Source organism: Kitasatospora sp. NBC_01266 (assembly GCF_036242395.1).
Taxonomy (GTDB): domain Bacteria; phylum Actinomycetota; class Actinomycetes; order Streptomycetales; family Streptomycetaceae; genus Kitasatospora.
On the sequence record NZ_CP108458.1, the window covers coordinates 8,385,148 to 8,401,395 of the forward strand.

Sequence of the window (16,248 nt, forward strand, 5' to 3'; positions counted from 1 at the left end):
TTGCGGTAGCCACAGCGGTTGCCCCGCCCGGGTGCCAGACCGGGCCCGCGCCTTCGCAGCCGCAGCTCACCGGTGTCCGCACCACGAGCCTGACGGTGCCGGCCCAGCCCTTCGGATTGGTCTACGCCCCTACCGGCCACGTCGCCTTCGCCGTGCTGCAGTCGGCACTGGGGGTGCTGTCCACCGACAGCGCCACGCCACGGCTCGTGCGGACGATCCCGCTTCCGGCCGCGAGCCTGGGCAAGGAAGGCGCCACCGGCATCACGCTCACCCACGACGGAAGCGAACTGCTCATCGCCGCGGGCAGCGGGGCGATCGTGGTGGACACGGCCAAGGCAGCGGCCGGCGCGCCAGGGGCCGTGCTGGGAGCGCTCACCGGCGCGGCCGGGACCAGCGCGATCGAGGTTACGGTCTCACCCGACGACCGCTACGCCTTTGTCAGCCAGGAGTACGGCAACGCCCAGACCGGCCACCGCGGTGACATCGAGGTCTTCGATCTGCGCACGGCGGTTCGTACCGGGTTCGGCCAGGCTGCGCGGATCGGCAGTCTCACGCTGGGCGACGCCGTGGTCGGCACCGCCCTGTCCCCTGACGGGCGCCGACTGTACGCGACCAGCGAAGTCGACCCGAGCACGCCGGCCGGCTCCAAGCACGGCGAAATCAGCGTCATCGATCTTCCCACCCTGGAGTCCACGCCGGGCAAGGCCCTGCTGGGCAGCGTCGCCGCCGGGTGCGAGCCGGTACGAGTCCTCCCCGCACCGGACGGGCACACCGTGTGGGTCACCGCACGGGGAAGCAACGCCCTGCTCGCCTTCGACGCCGACAGGCTCACCACCGACCCCGGGCACGCCCTGCTGGCCTCCGTCCAGGTGGGCACCGCCCCGGTTGGCCTGGTCCTCGTCCAGGGCGGCGCCCGCATCATTACCGCGGACTCCGACCGGTTCCACACCGCGGGCGCCACGACCGGCCTGACCGTGGTGGACACCCGGGCCGCGCTCGCCGGTAAACCGGCCGCCCTCGGGCGCATCCCGACCGGCGCCTTCCCCCGCGAGTTCGCCCTCAGCCCCGACGCGACGACCCTGCTCGTCTCGGACCACGACTCTGACCAGATCCAGGCGATCGACACCGCCAAACTGCCGTGAGGTGGGTCAGCCGAGTCGACGTCCGAGCTGTGGACGCCATGTGCTTCACGGTCCCGAAGTCGTCGGTCATCGACATCGCCCAGGCCGCCGGAAGGGCGCTGCGCCAGTTCTACCGTGAGGGCAAGGCGTCCTGGGTCATCATCCCGGTCTACCTGCCGACGCCGGAGGCCGGGGAGGGCGAGCAGCAGCCGGTCGCGGTGGAGTCGCCGATCGAGTGGCTGCGGATCAACGCCCGCCGGCGCGCGGCGCGGATCCTCCAGACGGTGAAGCTGCGGGCGTTCAACCCGCGCGCGGTGGAGTGGCAGCGGATGCACGCCGTCGCCGCCAAGTTCTACATTGGAGCAGGTCACCTCGACCCTACCGACAAGGCCGAGCACGTCGAGCTGATCTGAGGGGGGCGGCCGGGCGGAAGCCGCCCGGCCGCCCCTTCGTCGTGCCACCCGAGACATCTTCACCGACGCCCGCCCACCCGGATGTTCAGCCGCAGCGGCGGGCGACCGCGTCCACGCCCGGGCGGGCGTACCGCTCGATCGGGAAGGGAAAGTGAATGACGGTTGTCCTTCCCTCCCGCTCCGCCAGCGAGATCCGTACTACGAACCCGCTCCTTGAACCAGGCGGTCTGTCGGGCTGGGCGGATTCGCTCGCCAGGCGACCGTAACCACCACCACGCCGCCGCCCCCACTGGACGGAGGAATAGTCAAGACCGGTGGATCGGCGGGTCTGTCGCGAGTGCTGCGGATCCCGAATCCTGGTCGACTTCGTCAAGCAGTCCCCAGGCTTGCTGAGCTTGTCGTTTTACCTCCGGTGATCATCTTCTGCGGCGTTCGGGTTCTCGCCTGTCCGTTCGCTATTGGTTGGTGACCAGGGCGAGTCCGACGTCGTAGACGGGGGCTGGGCGCCGGTTGGGCCGGCCGGGTGGACGCCCGGCACTGGGGCGGGAGGGTCTTGCAACGGCTGCTGGGCAGGGCAGAGTTGTGCGGATGTTGCGGAACCCGCGTCGGACCCGGGCTGGAGTGAGGCGTTCGGCAGGCTGGGGCCGCTCCCAGGGTCGGCGAAGGTCGGCGAAGGTCGGCGGACAAGGCTCTGGCGAGGCGGAGTTGGGTGTAGGCGGCCAGGACCAGGTGGGTCCAGCGGTCGGCCGCTGTGGTTTCGCGCAGGCGGGGGCGGGTCCAGCCGAGGGTCTGCTTGAGGAAGCGGAAGGTGTGTTCCAGGTCGAAGCGCCGTAGGAACGCGTGCCAGGCGGTGTCGATGTCGGTGTCCGCGTCGGCGGGGTGGGGTCGGAGAACCACAGCCAGACCGGCTTCGGGGTGCCGCCGGAGGGCAGGTGGTCGACGTCGAGGCGGATCAGGGTGCCCTCGATGGTGGGGAGTTGGCCGCGGTGTCCGCGCCGGGCTCCAGCCGCTTGGCGTCCAGCAGGGCCGTCCACGAGGTCGGGCCCGACTCCAGGGTGGCGACGAAGGAGTAGGGCCAGCCTGGCACCATCTCGTGCGTGTTCTCGCGCCGGCCGTAGGTGTGGCAGAAGGAACGGCCGTCGCTGGTGTTGGCGTCCGGCCGCAGCCAGGCGGACACGTCGACGGCGGGTACGATCCGTCCGCCAGGGCCGCGGGGCATGCTTCGGGCTGCGATCGCGGACCGAAGGCGATCAGCATCGAGGTCTCCCCGGTTCAAGGCGGCGTAGAGGGAAGCGTGCGAGCGCCGGTGCTCCGGCGCCAGGGCCAGCTCGACCAGGGCACGGACCGGACCGTCGGCGCACAGCAAGGCATCCGAGAGCTCAAACAGTGCGTCCGCGCGGCGGGGCATCGCGGCATACAAGTCCATTCGAAAGGAGGACAGTTCCGAGATTGCCTGCTGGCGAACGGCTTCAGGGACAACAATCGACACCGACGACCTCCGGCTCTGCTGTGCGACTCGACATCACACAGCGTGAGACGGAGGTCGTCGCCTTGTCCGGCAGATCCCCATGTGGGTGATCAGCTCGAACAACCTCGAGTCGATCACCGGAGGTAAAACGACAAGCTGAGAAGCCGTTGTCGTACCGAACTTGATCGGCGGGTTTCCGCAGTTCAGGCATGATGCCGGCATGGCGAGGCATGCTCGGGCCGTTGGGTTGTCCCGTTGGTGGAGGTGCCGGGATGGCGTCGGTGGTGGGTCTCCTGGAGGAGCGGGAGCTGGCCGCGCGTGAGCGCGTGGAGGAGCTTCGGGAGGTGGCGGACCGGGTACTCGCTGAGCTCGCCGAAGCGGAGACGGCCTGGCACGAGTGGCTGATCGCCCGGCAGCGCGTTGGCGAGGTTCTGTCCGGGCCGCGGCCCGGACAGGCAGGTGAAGCCGGCCCGGGAGCCGGTGAGTCGTCCGGGCCGGAGCCCGCGACGAACGCGCCCGCCGAGGTTCCCCTACCGAGGGCCGCGCGATCGGGCTCGATCGTCCCGGTGTGGCGTCCCGCGCTTTCCGTGGACGCGCTCGCTCCCCACTACCAGCGCGTCCTCGCCATGCTCACCGAACAAGCATCCGGCGGGAAGCCAGTGATGTCCTGTCAGGAGATCACCGCCGTACTCGGACTGGAGCCGGTTCCGGCAAGTGTGGAAGGAGTTCGGTCGAAGATGAAGCGGCTGGCCGACCGGGGCTGGGCCGACGAGCCCACCCCGGGATGGTTCACGCTCGCCGCCGGGCCAGCCGGCGGCTCATGAGTATCGTCATCGACCACAGCACCATCTGCTCATGCACGGCGGGGCAGCGAATCGTCTCGTCCTCGCGTGATCGCCAACGAAAGAGCAACCAATGCAACCGATTGTCCTATTCGACCTAGACGGCCTTTTGATCGACTCCGAGCCGATCTGGGACGCGGCAAAGCGCGAAGTGTTCGGTCCGCTTGGCCTGCACCTCACAACGGAGATGCAGGCGGCGACGCGCGGGCTGCGGCAAAGGGACATGGTGGCCTACTGGTTCGATCGGGCCACCATTCAAGCCGACCCCGACGACGTCGAGCAGCAGATCGTGGCCGCCGTGTGCCGTGTGCCGTAGGTTGGAGGGAGTGGCGCTGAAACCCGGCGCCGAACACGCCGTCGCGGCGTGCGCGCGTGCATCGAGGGCGATGGCCGTCGTGTCATCTTCGCCGGAGTCGGTGATTCGGCATGCGCTCGCGAGCACCGGCCTTGACCGATCTTTCGATGCCGTGTTTTCGGCCGAAGACGACGAACACGGCAAGCCCCACCCGGGCGCCTATCTCCGCGCAGCCGCCGCCCTCGGCGCGTCACCCGACGAATGCATTGTGATCGAGGACTCGCTCAACGGCGTCCTCGCTGGCGTGTCGGCCCAGATGACGGTCGTCGCCGTTCCCGAGGCCGCCGATCGCTGCGATCCTTGCTTTGCGATAGCCACTCTGGCCTGCGTTCCGCGTAATTCAGGGGCCTGGAGGATCGAATCTGGGGTCTGACCTGGGCGGACATGGCTTCGGCCGCCTGGAGGGCGTTTCTCTAGGCGGTCGCGTTTCGGCTGGTCAGCGGGATGCGGGCTGAAGCGCGACGACCTGCTTGGGGATGGGGATCTGCAGCTTCGCGAGCAGGTCTCGCTGGGGCTTCGTCAGAGTGGTGACCTGCTGGAACGTTCCGGTGGGGCCGGTGAAGGTGCCCAGGTGGAGGCGGTCGAGCTCGCGTCGGATGTGCGGCCAGGTGTCGCCGGTGGTGGTCTCGGTGATCCGGATCAGCAGGAGGGCGAGCCAGCACAGGATGACGTGGGCTCGGATGCGTTCTTCGAGTCGGTGGTAGACGGGCCGCAGGTCGATGATCTGCTTCATGTCGCGCCAGCCGCGCTCGACTTCGAGCAGTTGCTTGTAGCCCAGAGCGATGTCCTCGGCGCTCAGGTGGGGGTCCGAGCAGCGCAGGAGGTACTTCCCGTCGAGGTTCTCCTCCGCCTTGATCTTGGCCTGGTCGATGCGGAGCTTGCCGGCCGGGGTGGCGCGAAGGTAGCGGTTCAGGCCGGGCTTGTCGGCGATCCGGCCGCGCAGTTCGCCCCGCTTGAAGTCGCTGAGCTTGTCGGTATCGGTGATCAAGTCGGCTAGCTGGGCGACGAGTTGTTCGCGCATGTGTCTGTCACGCTCGGCTGCTTCGGGGTTGTGGCAGATCACGAACCGGTCGGTGTCGGATATCCGCACCTCCTTGACGCGCATGTTCTCGCCCACGTCCTGGTAGCGGCCCTGCCGGGACAGGGCGGCCTGCACCTCGGGACTCCCTGAACGGAGCTTCTCGCCGATGATGTAGGCGTGGTCGCCCTTTCGCAGGTAGCGGCGGTTCTCGGCGGAGGAGAAACCGCGGTCGGCCACCCACACGATCTTGGAGAGGGTCCAGTCCCGCATCTCGTCCTTGACCTGACGGATCAGGGTCTGGTCGGAAGCGTTGCCCGGCCAGCACCAGCAGCGGACCGGGATCCCGTCCCTGGTGACCGCCATGCCGATCACGATCTGCGGCAGGTCGTCGCGGGAGTCCTTCGACTTGCCGTAGGTCCGGAACCCGACCTGCTTCGCTTCGCCGTCCACATCCTCGGTGTTCAGGCGGCGGCCCGCGTCGTCCCGGGCGACGGGCTCGTCCGGCTCCTCCAACTCGAAGTAGGTGCTGGTGGTGTCGAAGAACAGCAGGTCCACCTCCAGGTTCAGCAGGTTCGCGACCTCGTCGAACACCTGCTTCTCCAGGTCGCCGGTCACCTCGTGCAGCCAGTCCATCGCCCGGTAGCAGGTGTCGTCGTCGGTTGCCGACAGGCCGTCGATGTGCACGTCGTTGGTGATCCAGTCCGCGGCCGCGAGCTTCGACGACGGCGCCAGCGCACGGTTGGCGACCAGGGCGAACAGCACCCGCTCGGTGGTGGTCATGTCCCGTCGCCTGCCGCGCTTGGGCTGCCCGACCCGGCCCAGGATCTGGTCGATCCGCAGGCGGCGCCACAGCTGATCGAGCACGTAGGCACCGCCGAACGCGCGCGACGAGGTGAACTCCAGGTCCGACGCCGTGGTCGCGGCCGGGGCGTCACCCGGCTCCAGCAGCTTCGATAGAGACGCGACCAAGCGCCTGACCGCGTCGCGGTCCAGGTCGTCCTCGCGGCCGAAGGTGAACAGCACCTTCGGTACCGCCCGGCCCTTCACCGGATCCCACTCGTTGTGGGCCAGGTGCAGGTACCGGACCGTCCCGGACTTGTTCTCCCGCTTCGTCGTCTTCACGTACACAGCTCCAGACGATAGGCCGAAGCCACAGGCCAGCGCAGCCAAATCACGGAAGTCGCGTCTCTAGGCACTTTCGGCCCGCAGCGACAGCCTCACCACCCTGGCCTGCGACTTCACCCCGCTGACGTCTCCAGAACCGTCGAACTACGCGGAACGCGGGACGGCGGCGACCCCCACCTGAGCGCCGAACTGGAGCGCCGTCAGGTCGGCTACGTCCTCGCCGTCTCACGCAAGCGACCGATCCCGACCCGCGCGGGCGTCTTCACGGCCGGCATGCTGGCCCACTGCCTCCCGAAGACTGCGTGGCAGCGACTTTCGGCCGGAGACGGCGCCAAAGGTCACCGCTTCTACGACTGGGCCCAAGTAACGAGCCGACAGGATCAGCGCCGGTCGGATCGGCCAGGCCACCAGGGCAGACCAGGCCGACAATCCGCCGAATCGTGGCGGCACTCGGCGCGACGCGCACGCTCAACGACCCTACGACCCTACGACCCAGGCACCCAGGCGGGCCAGGGCATGCTGCGGCGCGTTCGCGGACCACTGGCCGATAGCCGTATACGAGCATGCGCCGGCGACAACCGCCGAGGCGGCAACCAGCAGCACCGCCACGAACGGGTGACGCACACCGCGCCGCCGACGCGGATCCGGCAACAGCCGCAACCGCTCCACCAGCGACAACCCTGCGGTGTCCTCCAGAGCGGGCGAGTTGATCAGACAGGCGGTGGCAGACTGACGACACATCGAAGTTCCGGTGGTGTGAGGCGACTTGGGAAGGTCACCCCCGTTCAGCCGGAGCTTCGCTGCGTGCGTGACGGCCCAGCCCGCGTTCCTTGGACCGCCGCGACCTGCGGACCCTCAGGCCTGGTCGTACCAGGAGAACGCCGCGATCCGCCAGCCCTCCGGGGTGCGGACGAACTGGATGGTCTTGGTCCCGCCGCCCTCGAACGGCTCGCCGTCCAGGACGCCGGCCTTCCGGTACTCGCCGAAGCGCGACGCGATGTCGCCCGCGATCTCGGTTCGCTCGGAGGTCTCCCACTCCGAGAACTCGACCAACCGGCCGTCGGCGAGCAGGCGTTCGCGCGGCTCGATGAACTCGTCCACGGCGTAGACCGTGTACTTCGGCCCGGTCAGCACGATCACACCACCCGGAATGACCAGCCGACGGATCCGGGCCACGTCCGCGGCCTTGCCGCCGCGGTTGTCGAAGGCTCCGAAGAACTCGGCGGTTATCGCGTCAATCTCGATCTTGGACATGGCGCGACAGTAACACCGTTGGGGGGCAACGGACATGGCGTCGAGGCAACTTCGACCCAGGGCACCCACGAGATCACGCGACTTTGCAACAGCCCTGCGGGACAGCCATACCGACTGGCTGGGGGAAAGCGACCTGGAATCCGCGTATACGGGCCGCTTCAGACGACGCCAGGCCGCAGAGGAACACCTGGCGGCAATGGCCGACGAGCTGGCAGGACACCTGCGGCGCCACGACGCGAACATCTGGATCACGGTCACCGCCGCCGCGTCGATGCCGTCCAATGCCACCACGGACCGAACCGTCGACCGACCCGTCGACCGAACCGTCGACCGACCCGTCGACCGAACCGTCGACCGACCCGTCGACCGAACCGCGCCCGAGCCGAGCCTGCTCTCCGCGCTCCCACTACTTCCCGACGAAAGCCTGCTCCACCAAGCCTTCGACGGCGGGTTGCCCGCCCGAGGGTCGGTCTGCGGCGCGCGGTGGTCAGCACCGACCTGCCCTACACCGGCCTGAGCACGAGGGGGCACATCGAGCTCTTCCACGGCGGCTCCTTCGCCGGAACCCCGAACGCGTCCCATCCCGACACTGTGAGGCAGGTTCGCTACCTTGTCCAAAGTCGGCTTGAACGCGCGATACATGATCTGGTGACCGTTGCCGCACTGCATGCCCGCCGACAGCACGCCGATGGACTCCTACAGATCCGTGCCACCATCCAGGCCCCCGAGCACGGTCACAACGCCAAGGAAATCGCCCTCACTCACCAATTCCACAACGCGAGGGCGAGCACACCCGAACCCGTCGCCGACAGCATCGCCTTGCGCTGGATAGCCCCTGTCACGGGCGAAGGCCCACTCGTCGACCTCGTGTCCTCGAACGACGCGAGAAACCGCCTGACCAGGCAGCTCGCCCTCGACCTGGTCCACCAGTTTGCGGTTCCCTCGGTGAGGACCCTGTAGCCCGCGCGCAGGCCGACCGGCCCGGCCACGGCGGCCTTGCCCGGGCACGCGCCCACGACGACCCCGTTCCGCCGACGAGAGCCAGCTCACCTTCCGTATCCCAGCCTGACGGAGAACCACGTGCACCGACCTGTCATCGCGCCCATCCCCGAGAGCCCCGCCGGCCAGGCACGCACAGCAGCCGATCGCTCTCGGCGTTCTCGTCGCGGTAGACGATGAGGGCCGGTCCCGCACCGCTGAGGTGGCCAGGGAACTTCTGGTCCGGCTCCCAGCCCTTGCCCGCGATGAAGCTGGTCGCCCACAGGTTCTGGTCGCCGCTGCCGTAGCCGCGGTGGACGAGGTGGAGGGCGCCGTTGTAACCGCACGGGGCCGGGTTGGACGCCGACTCGTGGGCGGGCATCTGCCGGTCCTGGCTCCAACTGGAGCCGTCGTAGGTGGCGTGTCAGAGTCTGTGGCTGTTGCCGGCACGGGTGCACGAGATGGAGCTTGCCGTCGTGGACCGCCAGCGCTGGCCTTGGGTGAGTTGCCGAGCGTGCCGCCGGTGGTCGTGCGGCTCGCCGAAGTCCAGGCCGTGCACCGGCGGTTCGAATCCGGAGCCTCGCACGGCAAGTCGGTGCTCGCGGTCACCGAGCTGAGCTCGGACTGACGCGGTCATGCGTCGCACCGGCAGGTGGCCAGGCCGGAACGGGCGGCCACCTGCCGGTGCGAGCGGTCAGCTCCGGTCGAAGCAGCGATCCAGTTCGTTCAGGTCGTAGAAGTAGCTGCCGCTGGCGATGGGTCGGCAGGAGGGCTTGAACGCCGTCTGCTTCTCGTTGTCGAGCATGCGCACCAGGTGCCGGGTGCCCTCGCCGCCCTCGGGGGTGCCCGTGTACAGGTCCCACTGCACGTTCGCGGCCATTGGGGCGACGCGTGAGCCTTCGCGTGTCCGCAGTGACAGGGCGTGCCATCGGGTTCTGCCCGGCGTGCCCGCCGTGGGCGTAATGAAGGTCATCACCGCAGTCATCGATCATCCTGTTAGCCGTGAGCAGCGATGAAGCGGACGACAGCGGCCTGGACCGGCTGGCCACTCTGTCGGACGGCATCTTCGCCATCGCCATGACGCTGCTGGTGCTCGACATTCACGTGACTCCCGGGCTGGACGCGGCCGGTTTCCGCCGCATGGTGCACGGGTTGCTGCCGAACATCGGCGCCTACGGGTTGAGCTTCGCCATCCTTGCCGGCGTCTGGCGCGACCACCGCCGGATCCTCCAACTCGCCGGGCCACTGGGCACGCTGTCCGTGCGGCTCGCGCTTGCCGGGCTGGGCGTCATCGCACTGCTTCCCTTCCCCACCACGATGTTGTCCGAGTACGCCTCGCAGTCCCTGGCCGTCACCGTCTACGCGGGCACCATCATCGTCATCGACCTGCTGCAACTCGCGCTGCTCTTGTCGATTCGGCGTGGTCCGGGGCGGGCTCGTCCCTCTGACGAGCGTGTCGGCCGGAAGATCGTCATGGACCTGGGCACGAACATCGTGGTCTTCGGCGCGACGGTACCGATCGCCTTTGCCTCACCCTCGGCGGCGATCTGGAGCTGGGTGGCCCTGCTTCCCCTCAGGATCGCGCTCGGAAGGCGCGAAGCTGCCCGGGGACGTCGGTGAGAGGCCTTCGGGCAGGTCGCTCAACCGCGACCGCTCATCGTCGTCCGGCCCGGGCTTGAGACCTGGTCGTCCTCGGCCGCGACGGCTCGGGGCGGGCGGGCGTGGGCCGCCGGCGGGCCCGCACCCGCCCCCGCCCCGAGCGACAGCTCCCGATCGATCAGCGGGCAGCGCGCGTACATCTGCCCCGAGTCGGCGCTGAGGCCCGCCTCCGCGCCACGAGAACAAATTCACGCCGCTGCGTCCGGACGGGTGGCCGACTGGTGGCGCCGGCCTCATTGATTCGTGTACTGGGCTGTGTTGCTGTGCGACCCGCACCAGCTCCCGGAGGACACCGACGACCATCCCCGCCCTGGACTACTTGGCGACCCGCTACTCCCTGGCCCATGCCTACTGGATGGCCCGGGCGGCCGGGCTGGCCGTGCAGGACCCGGATGGTAGTGAGGCCCAGGCCCGGACCTGGGGCTTCGAACAGGTCCGGTGCTTCGAGTCGCCGCACAAGATGCCGTTCCCGATCGAGGACACCCAGGCCTACACCATGGCCAGCGACCGCATGGTCGTCACCGGGTTCCGGGACACCGAGGTCCTGAAGATCTACGACTGGCTGACGGACGTCGACATCCCGCCCGTCCCCGAGCCCCACCCAGGTCGACCTCCACCCCAACCAGTTCACCCCCGACCAGCTGTGCCAGGCCGCGTCGGCCGCCGGCAGCAAGCTCCTCTTCCATGAGTCCACGGTCTTCGACGCCCTGCAGTTCCTCACCGAACTCGACCTCGACGACGACTTCGACCCCGACGACTTCCCGACCGAGCCTCATAACGGCGACGACCCCAGCACCCGCGAAGCCGGAACCGGCGGGGACGAGGACGATGAGGCGGCGACAGCCGAGCTGCGCAGGCTCCACGGTTGGGCATGGCGACAGCAGGGCAAGCTGGCCGGCCTCGAAGTGTGCGTGGCCGCTGACGGCGTCACGCTCCGCTGGAACCGGTTGGCCAACTGGGCTCGCGAGATGCTCCAGACCGCCGAGCAGCTCAAGGCCGAGGAGACCGAAGCCGCCTATCAGGAGAAGGAACTCGCCGAGCAGGAGCAACAGAGTGCCATCACGCGCCTGGCCGCGCTGCTGCAAGACCACCCGGACTTCCGTCAGGCCACCACCAGGACCGCCCGCTACCCGGCAGCCGAGCACCTCCACCCGGCTTCCGGCCCTGACGACCAGAACTGGCGCCGGGTCACCTGGCGGGCCGTCGACCAGGCCACCGAAACCACCCTCCAAGCCGCAGCCGAGATCTTCGCCACCTACGCCGACCAGCGCGAGCAACTCGCCGACGAACTCCTGCTGGAACCGCTCCGCCCCCGACCAGAGTCTTCGCGAGGACGCTGAGCCTGCCGCCCTCTACATGCCGTTTGATCCGCTGCTCTTCTTCGCGGACGCAGGGAACGGGGACCTGTTCGCGCTCCTCCCCAGGATCGGTCGGCCCGATGTCTTCGTCTGGAACCACGAGGACGACAGCCGCACCTGGGTGGCACCGAGCCTGGCCAAATACCTCGAATGGTGGCTGACAGGGCAGATCAAGCTGTAGCACTTACACGGCAGCTGCAGTTCGTGATCCGTAGCCTGTGCGCCCCCCTACGCCCCGGCGCCGACCCAGATCGGGCACTATGAGCGGCGAGCGGTCATAGGCTCGGTGCTACATCAAGCGTCGATCGACCTCACCGACAACTGCGGTGGTCCGCGCTGCGCGCGGGTACATCCGCCCGCGCTCGAGTGCAGTACCGGCGGAGTGTGACGCCTCGCTCTACACGCGCTCGTAGGCGAGGTGGACCGCGTTCCTCGACGGGCGAACGTCGCGTTGGCGGTACATCTGACGCGTGCCGGGCTTGAAGAGCGGCGTCCCCCCGCCGAGCAGCATCGGCGCGAGGTGGATGCGCAGCTCGTCGACGAGACCCTTTTCGAGCGCCTGGCCGATGACGTCGCCGCCGCCCATGATCACGACGTCACCGTGCGTCGCGGCGGCCCGAGCCTGGTCGACTGCAGTGGCCAGATCGTCGACGAAGGTAAAGCGCATCCCGAGCTCTCGTTCGAGCCGAACGTCCTGCGGCGGCGCGTGGGTGACGACGAAGAACGGCGGCGCCCCCGTCTGATCCGCGCCGTACCCCACGTCCTCGTTCCAACCCCCAGGGCTGTCGACGATGTCGAACAGCCGCCGCCCCATGACCACGGCACCACTCTGCGCCGTGGCCCGTTCGAGGATCTCGGTGTCGACCGCGTCCTGTTCCGTCACCCACGTGTGGAGCTCAGTCGCGTCGCCGAGCCCGTGCTGTTCGTCGGCGCCAGGCCCGGTCACGTACCCGTCCAGCGACATTGTGATATCGGCGATCACCTTCGGCACTGCGGTCTCCTCCCGGCGACGATCAGTAGTGCAGACCGAGTGCCGACCACGGACTCAGCGCGGCGAAGCAAACGTGTCAGACGGGGCCGGTCACGTTCGGCCGCCACCCGTTGACATTAGTGTTGTTCGCCTCCTGGTGCGCGAAGCCGGTCCGGCCGAACTCCGCGTGTTGTGCCTTCACCGCGTCGCTCACCGGCTCGACCTTCGAGCTGCCCGGGTCACCCACCGAGCGCCCCTCGGCGTGGGAGTGTCATGAATTCGGCTCTGTCCCGTAATCGGTGGTAGCACTGCGTAGTGGTTACTGGAGGAGGATGCGGTGGCGGAGCAGGGGAAAGATCACTATCTGGGGATCCTGCTGGTCAGGCCGGCTGGCGAGGTCCCGGTACAGCTACAGGGCCAACTCGTCCCCGGGCTCGGTGGCGAGTGCGGACAGCAGCGGATCGTCAGGAGCCGGAGTTCGTTGCGTGACGACGAGCACCTGGAGCCGCTCATGGCGGGTCAGCAGGCCGATCCGACTGTCCCCGTCCGCTGCTGCATCTCGCGCCAGTTGAGGGTGCGCCCTTCTGCGGCTGCCTCGAGTAGCGCGCCGCGGACCGGACGTGCGACATCCGCGAGGATCTCCGCACGGGCCGACGCTCGGCGCGTTCATGCCGTTCCCGCTCGGCCGACCGCTTCCTCCTCGTCGATGTCATGGGTGGTGCCGTGGTCACCGAGGCCGAGCTGGTCGCGCTCGTCGCCTCACGGCAGGTGGTGTTCGAGGCGATCGGGCCGGACGGGGAAGAGCCGGTGGTCCGGTTCTTCGGCGCGACGGCGGTAGTGACCGGTCGCACGCGGATGGCGGGCCGGTTCGACGGGGTGGCATTCGCGGTTCGCAGCCGCTGCACCCACGTATTCGTCTCCGAGCCGGTTCGTCTCCGAGCCGGTTCGGCACGGAACGGACTGGGTTCTCGTGAACGCGCAGGGCACTCAGGTCGATTGACGTCACCGCCCCGGGGCGAGGACGGGAAGGCCGACCCCGGCTGGCCGGCACCCGCGGTTCAGGTGTCGGGGTCCGTCGCTGCCGCGAGCTCGGCCAGCACTGCCGGCAGGCCAGGTCGGCCTCGCCGCTGGGACCGTCGGGTGCCGGTGCCGGCCCACCCCCTACCGGGGTTACGGGTTGTGGCTGAAGGTCACGGGGAACTGCAGGAGTTGGGCGACCACCTGGTTGGGTGCCCCCACCGGCGCGAGGTCGACGGGCCACCCGCCAAGCCGCGTCCCCAACCTCACGGTCAGAACAGCTAGGGCAGACTTGGTACATGATCACACTGTCCACCCGGCCCGCGGGGAAGACCCGTCGGCGCTGGCCGCTGGTCGGCAGGGCGCCCCTGGCTGTGGATGTCCCCTTCGGCATCCTGCTGTCTGTCCTCGAGGCGGCCATCTACGTCTGGCAACTGGTCTTCCTGCGGCTGGACATGCTGCAGACCAATGACTTCCAGGTGACCGACTCCTCGGCCGACGCCTACGCACTCGCCAGCCTGGCCTGGACGCACCGCCTCCTGCTGCTCGCGCTGGCCGTGACCGTGCTGGCCGCGGTGGCCCGCGCCCCGTGGAGTCTGGTGCTGCAGCTCACTGCCGTGATGGCCCTCGGAGCACTGCTCAGCCTGGCGCAGAACCACTACGACCGGGCTCACCCGCCGAAGCCCGTGCCGTACACCGGGCCAGTCTGCTACAGCGGGAGCAGATGCTCGTGACCCGCCAGCCCGTCGACCAGAGCTCGGCGCTCGAAGTCAGTGTTCAGCGTGTCGGCGAACCGGGTACCCATTCGGTCACGTGCCAGTGAGGGCATGCAGAATTGCGTCCATGATTGACGATTACCGGCCCGGTGATGTGCTGAAGCTGGAGTGCCCGTTCACCGAGGCCACGGTCACCGAGGTCTCCCGCTCCTACGTCTCCGTACGGTGGCCGTGGCTGGAGGCGGACCCGCAGGCCAAGAACATCAGGTGGAACGGCCAGTGGGCGCTTCCAACGCCTGAGGCCCACGAGTGGGAGATCTTCCGAACGGAACCGGCGGAGACCGTACTGGGGCCGGGTGACACATGCCTCGTGGGAGTTCCCGCGACCGTGGTGCACGTCCAGGCGGTCTATCACTTCGATCCGCCCCGGGTCACCGGCATGCTGCCGCGGCCTGCGTCCTACCTCGACCTCCTGCGGCAGGGTGACACCTATGACCCCGAGCTTGAGGACCAGGCTTACGCGCTCGATCCGGCCGGCGGTGAACCGATCCGCATCGAGCTGCTCTTCCGCCCGTACGCATTCCTCGAACCAGGCGATGAGCTCGCCGACCAGGCCAGGCGCGTCTGGCGGTTCGACGCGGCCTGGGACTGGCACCCCTTCGACGGTGAGCACTCGGAAACCCCGGCCTGGCCACTGGCTCTGCTCTCCCGCAATGGTGAGCCGACGCCTGAGGAAGCCGCGACGGTAGCCCGGGCGACGGCGGTCGGCAGCCACGCGGAGGAGCTTGATCGGTGGGCTGGACTCACTCTCGCGCAACCAGCCGCCCAACAGCGGTGACCTCGCCGGGATCGACAAGATCAGATGGCAGGAGCACCGCCAGCGGCCAACTCCGCTCGGTACGCGAAACGGTGAGAATCCGACAACATGGACGAGACCGAGTGAGAATCCGCCGGCCTCAGTGCGACAGGGCAGCCATCTCAGCATGATCGCAGCCCCGGACTGGGCGTCGGTGACAGTTACCGTGACCAAGTGACAACTATCTCGACCAGTCACAACCGGGGGCCGGGTTCTCCCCGGTGTGCAGGCCTCGCCATACCGGCTGCCGCAGCCGGCCGGCCGCGGTGAGCTCCAGGTAGGTGACCTCGGCCCGCAGGTACGGGTGGACGAACCGCACCCTGGTGCCGCGCGGTAGACCGAAGGAGTCCGTGCTGAACGGCGAGACGGGGACCTCGAGTCGCCGCAGCGCGGCTGCCAGCGCTTTCCGCTCGGCCGTGGACAGTCCGCTGCCGACCGAGCCGACGTAGAGCAGGCCCCGGTCCAGGTCCAGTGGCACGCCGAGCAGCAGTGCCCGCACGGTCGAGTCGCCGGGCCCGCCGGGCAGCCACCCGCCGATCGTGACCACGGACTTCTGGAGGTTCCCTCGTTGAGGTCCACGAAGACGTCGACGTTGTCCGCCGACTCCAGGTCCTCGTCGGCATTCGGCAGGAACGCCGCCTCTTGGACGCGCTCTCGGTGATCGGCGCGTTCGCGGCGCAGGGCCTCGGTGAGGGTATGGATCACCGTACTGGTCCGCAACGAGAGCGGCAGCCTGGTCGCCCTTGTGGCAGATGATCCTGCCCCGGGCTGTCAGCGGCAGACCCAGTAGCTGTCGCGGGCCGGGTGCCTGCGTCGCTCACCGGTCGGGCGAATCACCACGACGTCGCCGGCCTCGTACGAGATCCGGTCGCCCGCCGCGACGAACACCGGCCCGTCCAGCTTGACCTGGAAGTCGAGGCAGAGCAGGAACTCGCTGATCAGCAGCATTCGCGGCACTGGGGTGTTCCCGTCGAAGTTCACGCGCATGTGCTGAGCATCCCGGACGACCCACTGCGGCCGCGACGGGTTTCCCTTCTGTCGCGGGACACCGGTGGGGCGATCGGGGGTGGCGGCATGAAGGACATGTTCTCAGCC

The 16,248-nt window shown here is 68.7% G+C and carries 21 protein-coding genes and 3 pseudogenes; 15 read left to right on the forward strand and 9 right to left on the reverse strand.

Annotated elements, in window-relative coordinates:
* The first annotated feature begins 116 nt into the window (after nucleotides 1-116).
* Nucleotides 117-1,142, forward strand: coding sequence for a YncE family protein (locus OG403_RS35955; protein ID WP_329571952.1), 1,026 nt, complete (start codon nucleotides 117-119; stop codon nucleotides 1,140-1,142).
* 38 nt (nucleotides 1,143-1,180) lie between these two features.
* Complete coding sequence (locus OG403_RS35960; RefSeq protein ID WP_329571954.1) at nucleotides 1,181-1,534, forward strand: hypothetical protein; 354 nt, start codon at nucleotides 1,181-1,183, stop codon at nucleotides 1,532-1,534.
* A gap of 455 nt (nucleotides 1,535-1,989) precedes the next feature.
* Here the strand turns inward: OG403_RS35960 and OG403_RS35965 are convergent.
* A pseudogene (locus OG403_RS35965) lies at nucleotides 1,990-2,960 on the reverse strand (transposase).
* 314 nt (nucleotides 2,961-3,274) lie between these two features.
* Here OG403_RS35965 and OG403_RS35970 point away from each other — a divergent pair.
* The 3 genes from OG403_RS35970 to OG403_RS35980 all read left to right on the forward strand — a co-directional run bounded on the left by OG403_RS35970 (nucleotide 3,275) and on the right by OG403_RS35980 (nucleotide 4,572).
* Nucleotides 3,275-3,826, forward strand: a complete 552-nt coding sequence (locus OG403_RS35970; protein WP_329571955.1) for a hypothetical protein — start codon at nucleotides 3,275-3,277, stop codon at nucleotides 3,824-3,826.
* 91 nt (nucleotides 3,827-3,917) lie between these two features.
* Nucleotides 3,918-4,160 carry an HAD hydrolase-like protein gene (locus OG403_RS35975; RefSeq protein ID WP_329571957.1) on the forward strand — a complete coding sequence of 81 codons (243 nt, stop codon included), beginning with the start codon at nucleotides 3,918-3,920 and terminating at the stop codon, nucleotides 4,158-4,160.
* Between the two features lie 10 nt (nucleotides 4,161-4,170).
* A complete protein-coding gene (locus OG403_RS35980; protein WP_329571959.1) occupies nucleotides 4,171-4,572 on the forward strand; it encodes an HAD family hydrolase in 402 nt (133 codons plus the stop codon).
* A 63-nt stretch (nucleotides 4,573-4,635) separates the two neighbouring features.
* Here the strand turns inward: OG403_RS35980 and OG403_RS35985 are convergent, their stop codons facing one another.
* A complete protein-coding gene (locus OG403_RS35985) occupies nucleotides 4,636-6,348 on the reverse strand; it encodes an IS1634 family transposase (protein ID WP_442910869.1) in 1,713 nt (570 codons plus the stop codon).
* Nucleotides 6,349-6,507: 159 nt separating this feature from the next.
* Here OG403_RS35985 and OG403_RS35990 point away from each other — a divergent pair.
* A pseudogene (locus OG403_RS35990) lies at nucleotides 6,508-6,711 on the forward strand (IS701 family transposase); the annotation flags it as partial.
* Between the two features lie 111 nt (nucleotides 6,712-6,822).
* Here OG403_RS35990 and OG403_RS35995 read toward each other — a convergent pair.
* Both OG403_RS35995 and OG403_RS36000 read right to left on the reverse strand, forming a co-directional pair.
* Complete coding sequence (locus OG403_RS35995) at nucleotides 6,823-7,086, reverse strand: transposase family protein (protein ID WP_329571961.1); 264 nt, start codon at nucleotides 7,084-7,086, stop codon at nucleotides 6,823-6,825.
* 114 nt (nucleotides 7,087-7,200) lie between these two features.
* On the reverse strand, nucleotides 7,201-7,599 hold the full coding sequence (locus OG403_RS36000) for a DUF4440 domain-containing protein (protein ID WP_329571963.1): 399 nt from the start codon (nucleotides 7,597-7,599) through the stop codon (nucleotides 7,201-7,203).
* A 196-nt stretch (nucleotides 7,600-7,795) separates the two neighbouring features.
* Between OG403_RS36000 and OG403_RS36005 the strand changes: the two genes are divergently transcribed.
* Together OG403_RS36005 and OG403_RS36010 are read left to right on the forward strand one after the other, a co-directional pair.
* Complete coding sequence (locus OG403_RS36005; protein WP_329571964.1) at nucleotides 7,796-8,116, forward strand: hypothetical protein; 321 nt, start codon at nucleotides 7,796-7,798, stop codon at nucleotides 8,114-8,116.
* Nucleotides 8,083-8,559, forward strand: coding sequence for a hypothetical protein (locus tag OG403_RS36010; RefSeq protein WP_329571965.1), 477 nt, complete (start codon nucleotides 8,083-8,085; stop codon nucleotides 8,557-8,559). Before OG403_RS36005 ends, OG403_RS36010 begins: the two co-directional genes overlap by 34 nt.
* A gap of 133 nt (nucleotides 8,560-8,692) precedes the next feature.
* Here OG403_RS36010 and OG403_RS36015 read toward each other — a convergent pair whose 3' ends face one another.
* On the reverse strand, nucleotides 8,693-8,959 hold the full coding sequence (locus OG403_RS36015; protein ID WP_329571967.1) for a hypothetical protein: 267 nt from the start codon (nucleotides 8,957-8,959) through the stop codon (nucleotides 8,693-8,695).
* A 123-nt stretch (nucleotides 8,960-9,082) separates the two neighbouring features.
* On the opposite strand from OG403_RS36015, the gene OG403_RS36020 reads away from it, so the two are divergent.
* The gene (locus OG403_RS36020) at nucleotides 9,083-9,205 is read left to right on the forward strand and encodes a hypothetical protein (protein ID WP_329571969.1); all 123 of its coding nucleotides are present in this window, start codon (nucleotides 9,083-9,085) and stop codon (nucleotides 9,203-9,205) included.
* A gap of 66 nt (nucleotides 9,206-9,271) precedes the next feature.
* On the opposite strand, the gene OG403_RS36025 is transcribed toward OG403_RS36020, so the two are convergent.
* Complete coding sequence (locus OG403_RS36025; protein ID WP_329571971.1) at nucleotides 9,272-9,457, reverse strand: hypothetical protein; 186 nt, start codon at nucleotides 9,455-9,457, stop codon at nucleotides 9,272-9,274.
* A gap of 122 nt (nucleotides 9,458-9,579) precedes the next feature.
* Between OG403_RS36025 and OG403_RS36030 the strand changes: the two genes are divergently transcribed.
* The 4 genes and pseudogenes from OG403_RS36030 to OG403_RS36045 form a co-directional block, all read left to right on the forward strand.
* On the forward strand, nucleotides 9,580-10,197 hold the full coding sequence (locus OG403_RS36030; protein WP_329571973.1) for a TMEM175 family protein: 618 nt from the start codon (nucleotides 9,580-9,582) through the stop codon (nucleotides 10,195-10,197).
* Nucleotides 10,198-10,555: 358 nt separating this feature from the next.
* A complete protein-coding gene (locus OG403_RS36035) occupies nucleotides 10,556-10,924 on the forward strand; it encodes a hypothetical protein (protein ID WP_329571975.1) in 369 nt (122 codons plus the stop codon).
* Nucleotides 10,925-11,204: 280 nt separating this feature from the next.
* Nucleotides 11,205-11,576 carry a hypothetical protein gene (locus OG403_RS36040; protein WP_329572748.1) on the forward strand — a complete coding sequence of 124 codons (372 nt, stop codon included), beginning with the start codon at nucleotides 11,205-11,207 and terminating at the stop codon, nucleotides 11,574-11,576.
* A gap of 13 nt (nucleotides 11,577-11,589) precedes the next feature.
* Nucleotides 11,590-11,775, forward strand: a pseudogene (locus OG403_RS36045) (SMI1/KNR4 family protein); the annotation flags it as partial.
* A 216-nt stretch (nucleotides 11,776-11,991) separates the two neighbouring features.
* Here OG403_RS36045 and OG403_RS36050 read toward each other — a convergent pair.
* Nucleotides 11,992-12,585: a dihydrofolate reductase family protein gene (locus OG403_RS36050; protein WP_329571977.1), complete on the reverse strand. Its 594-nt coding sequence runs from the start codon at nucleotides 12,583-12,585 to the stop codon at nucleotides 11,992-11,994.
* Between the two features lie 1,295 nt (nucleotides 12,586-13,880).
* Between OG403_RS36050 and OG403_RS36055 the strand changes: the two genes are divergently transcribed.
* Nucleotides 13,881-14,315: a DUF6234 family protein gene (locus tag OG403_RS36055; RefSeq protein ID WP_329571978.1), complete on the forward strand. Its 435-nt coding sequence runs from the start codon at nucleotides 13,881-13,883 to the stop codon at nucleotides 14,313-14,315.
* A gap of 109 nt (nucleotides 14,316-14,424) precedes the next feature.
* Complete coding sequence (locus OG403_RS36060) at nucleotides 14,425-15,135, forward strand: hypothetical protein (protein ID WP_329571980.1); 711 nt, start codon at nucleotides 14,425-14,427, stop codon at nucleotides 15,133-15,135.
* A 199-nt stretch (nucleotides 15,136-15,334) separates the two neighbouring features.
* Here OG403_RS36060 and OG403_RS36065 read toward each other — a convergent pair whose 3' ends face one another.
* Entirely contained in the window at nucleotides 15,335-15,700 is a 366-nt protein-coding gene (locus tag OG403_RS36065; protein WP_329571982.1) for an ATP dependent DNA ligase, read from the reverse strand.
* A gap of 224 nt (nucleotides 15,701-15,924) precedes the next feature.
* A complete protein-coding gene (locus tag OG403_RS36070; RefSeq protein ID WP_329571984.1) occupies nucleotides 15,925-16,140 on the reverse strand; it encodes a hypothetical protein in 216 nt (71 codons plus the stop codon).
* Nucleotides 16,141-16,248: the final 108 nt, after the last annotated feature.

Coding starts and splice junctions, on each gene's coding strand:
- OG403_RS35960 (WP_329571954.1), top strand. CDS start 1,181: ATGTGCTTCACGGTCCCGAAGTCGTCGGTCATCGACATCGCCCAGGCC.
- OG403_RS35970 (WP_329571955.1), top strand. CDS start 3,275: ATGGCGTCGGTGGTGGGTCTCCTGGAGGAGCGGGAGCTGGCCGCGCGT.
- OG403_RS35975 (WP_329571957.1), top strand. CDS start 3,918: ATGCAACCGATTGTCCTATTCGACCTAGACGGCCTTTTGATCGACTCC.
- OG403_RS35995 (WP_329571961.1), bottom strand. CDS start 7,086: ATGTGTCGTCAGTCTGCCACCGCCTGTCTGATCAACTCGCCCGCTCTG.
- OG403_RS36000 (WP_329571963.1), bottom strand. CDS start 7,599: ATGTCCAAGATCGAGATTGACGCGATAACCGCCGAGTTCTTCGGAGCC.
- OG403_RS36005 (WP_329571964.1), top strand. CDS start 7,796: ATGGCCGACGAGCTGGCAGGACACCTGCGGCGCCACGACGCGAACATC.
- OG403_RS36015 (WP_329571967.1), bottom strand. CDS start 8,959: ATGCCCGCCCACGAGTCGGCGTCCAACCCGGCCCCGTGCGGTTACAAC.
- OG403_RS36025 (WP_329571971.1), bottom strand. CDS start 9,457: ATGGCCGCGAACGTGCAGTGGGACCTGTACACGGGCACCCCCGAGGGC.
- OG403_RS36040 (WP_329572748.1), top strand. CDS start 11,205: ATGCTCCAGACCGCCGAGCAGCTCAAGGCCGAGGAGACCGAAGCCGCC.
- OG403_RS36055 (WP_329571978.1), top strand. CDS start 13,881: ATGATCACACTGTCCACCCGGCCCGCGGGGAAGACCCGTCGGCGCTGG.
- OG403_RS36060 (WP_329571980.1), top strand. CDS start 14,425: ATGATTGACGATTACCGGCCCGGTGATGTGCTGAAGCTGGAGTGCCCG.
- OG403_RS36070 (WP_329571984.1), bottom strand. CDS start 16,140: ATGCGCGTGAACTTCGACGGGAACACCCCAGTGCCGCGAATGCTGCTG.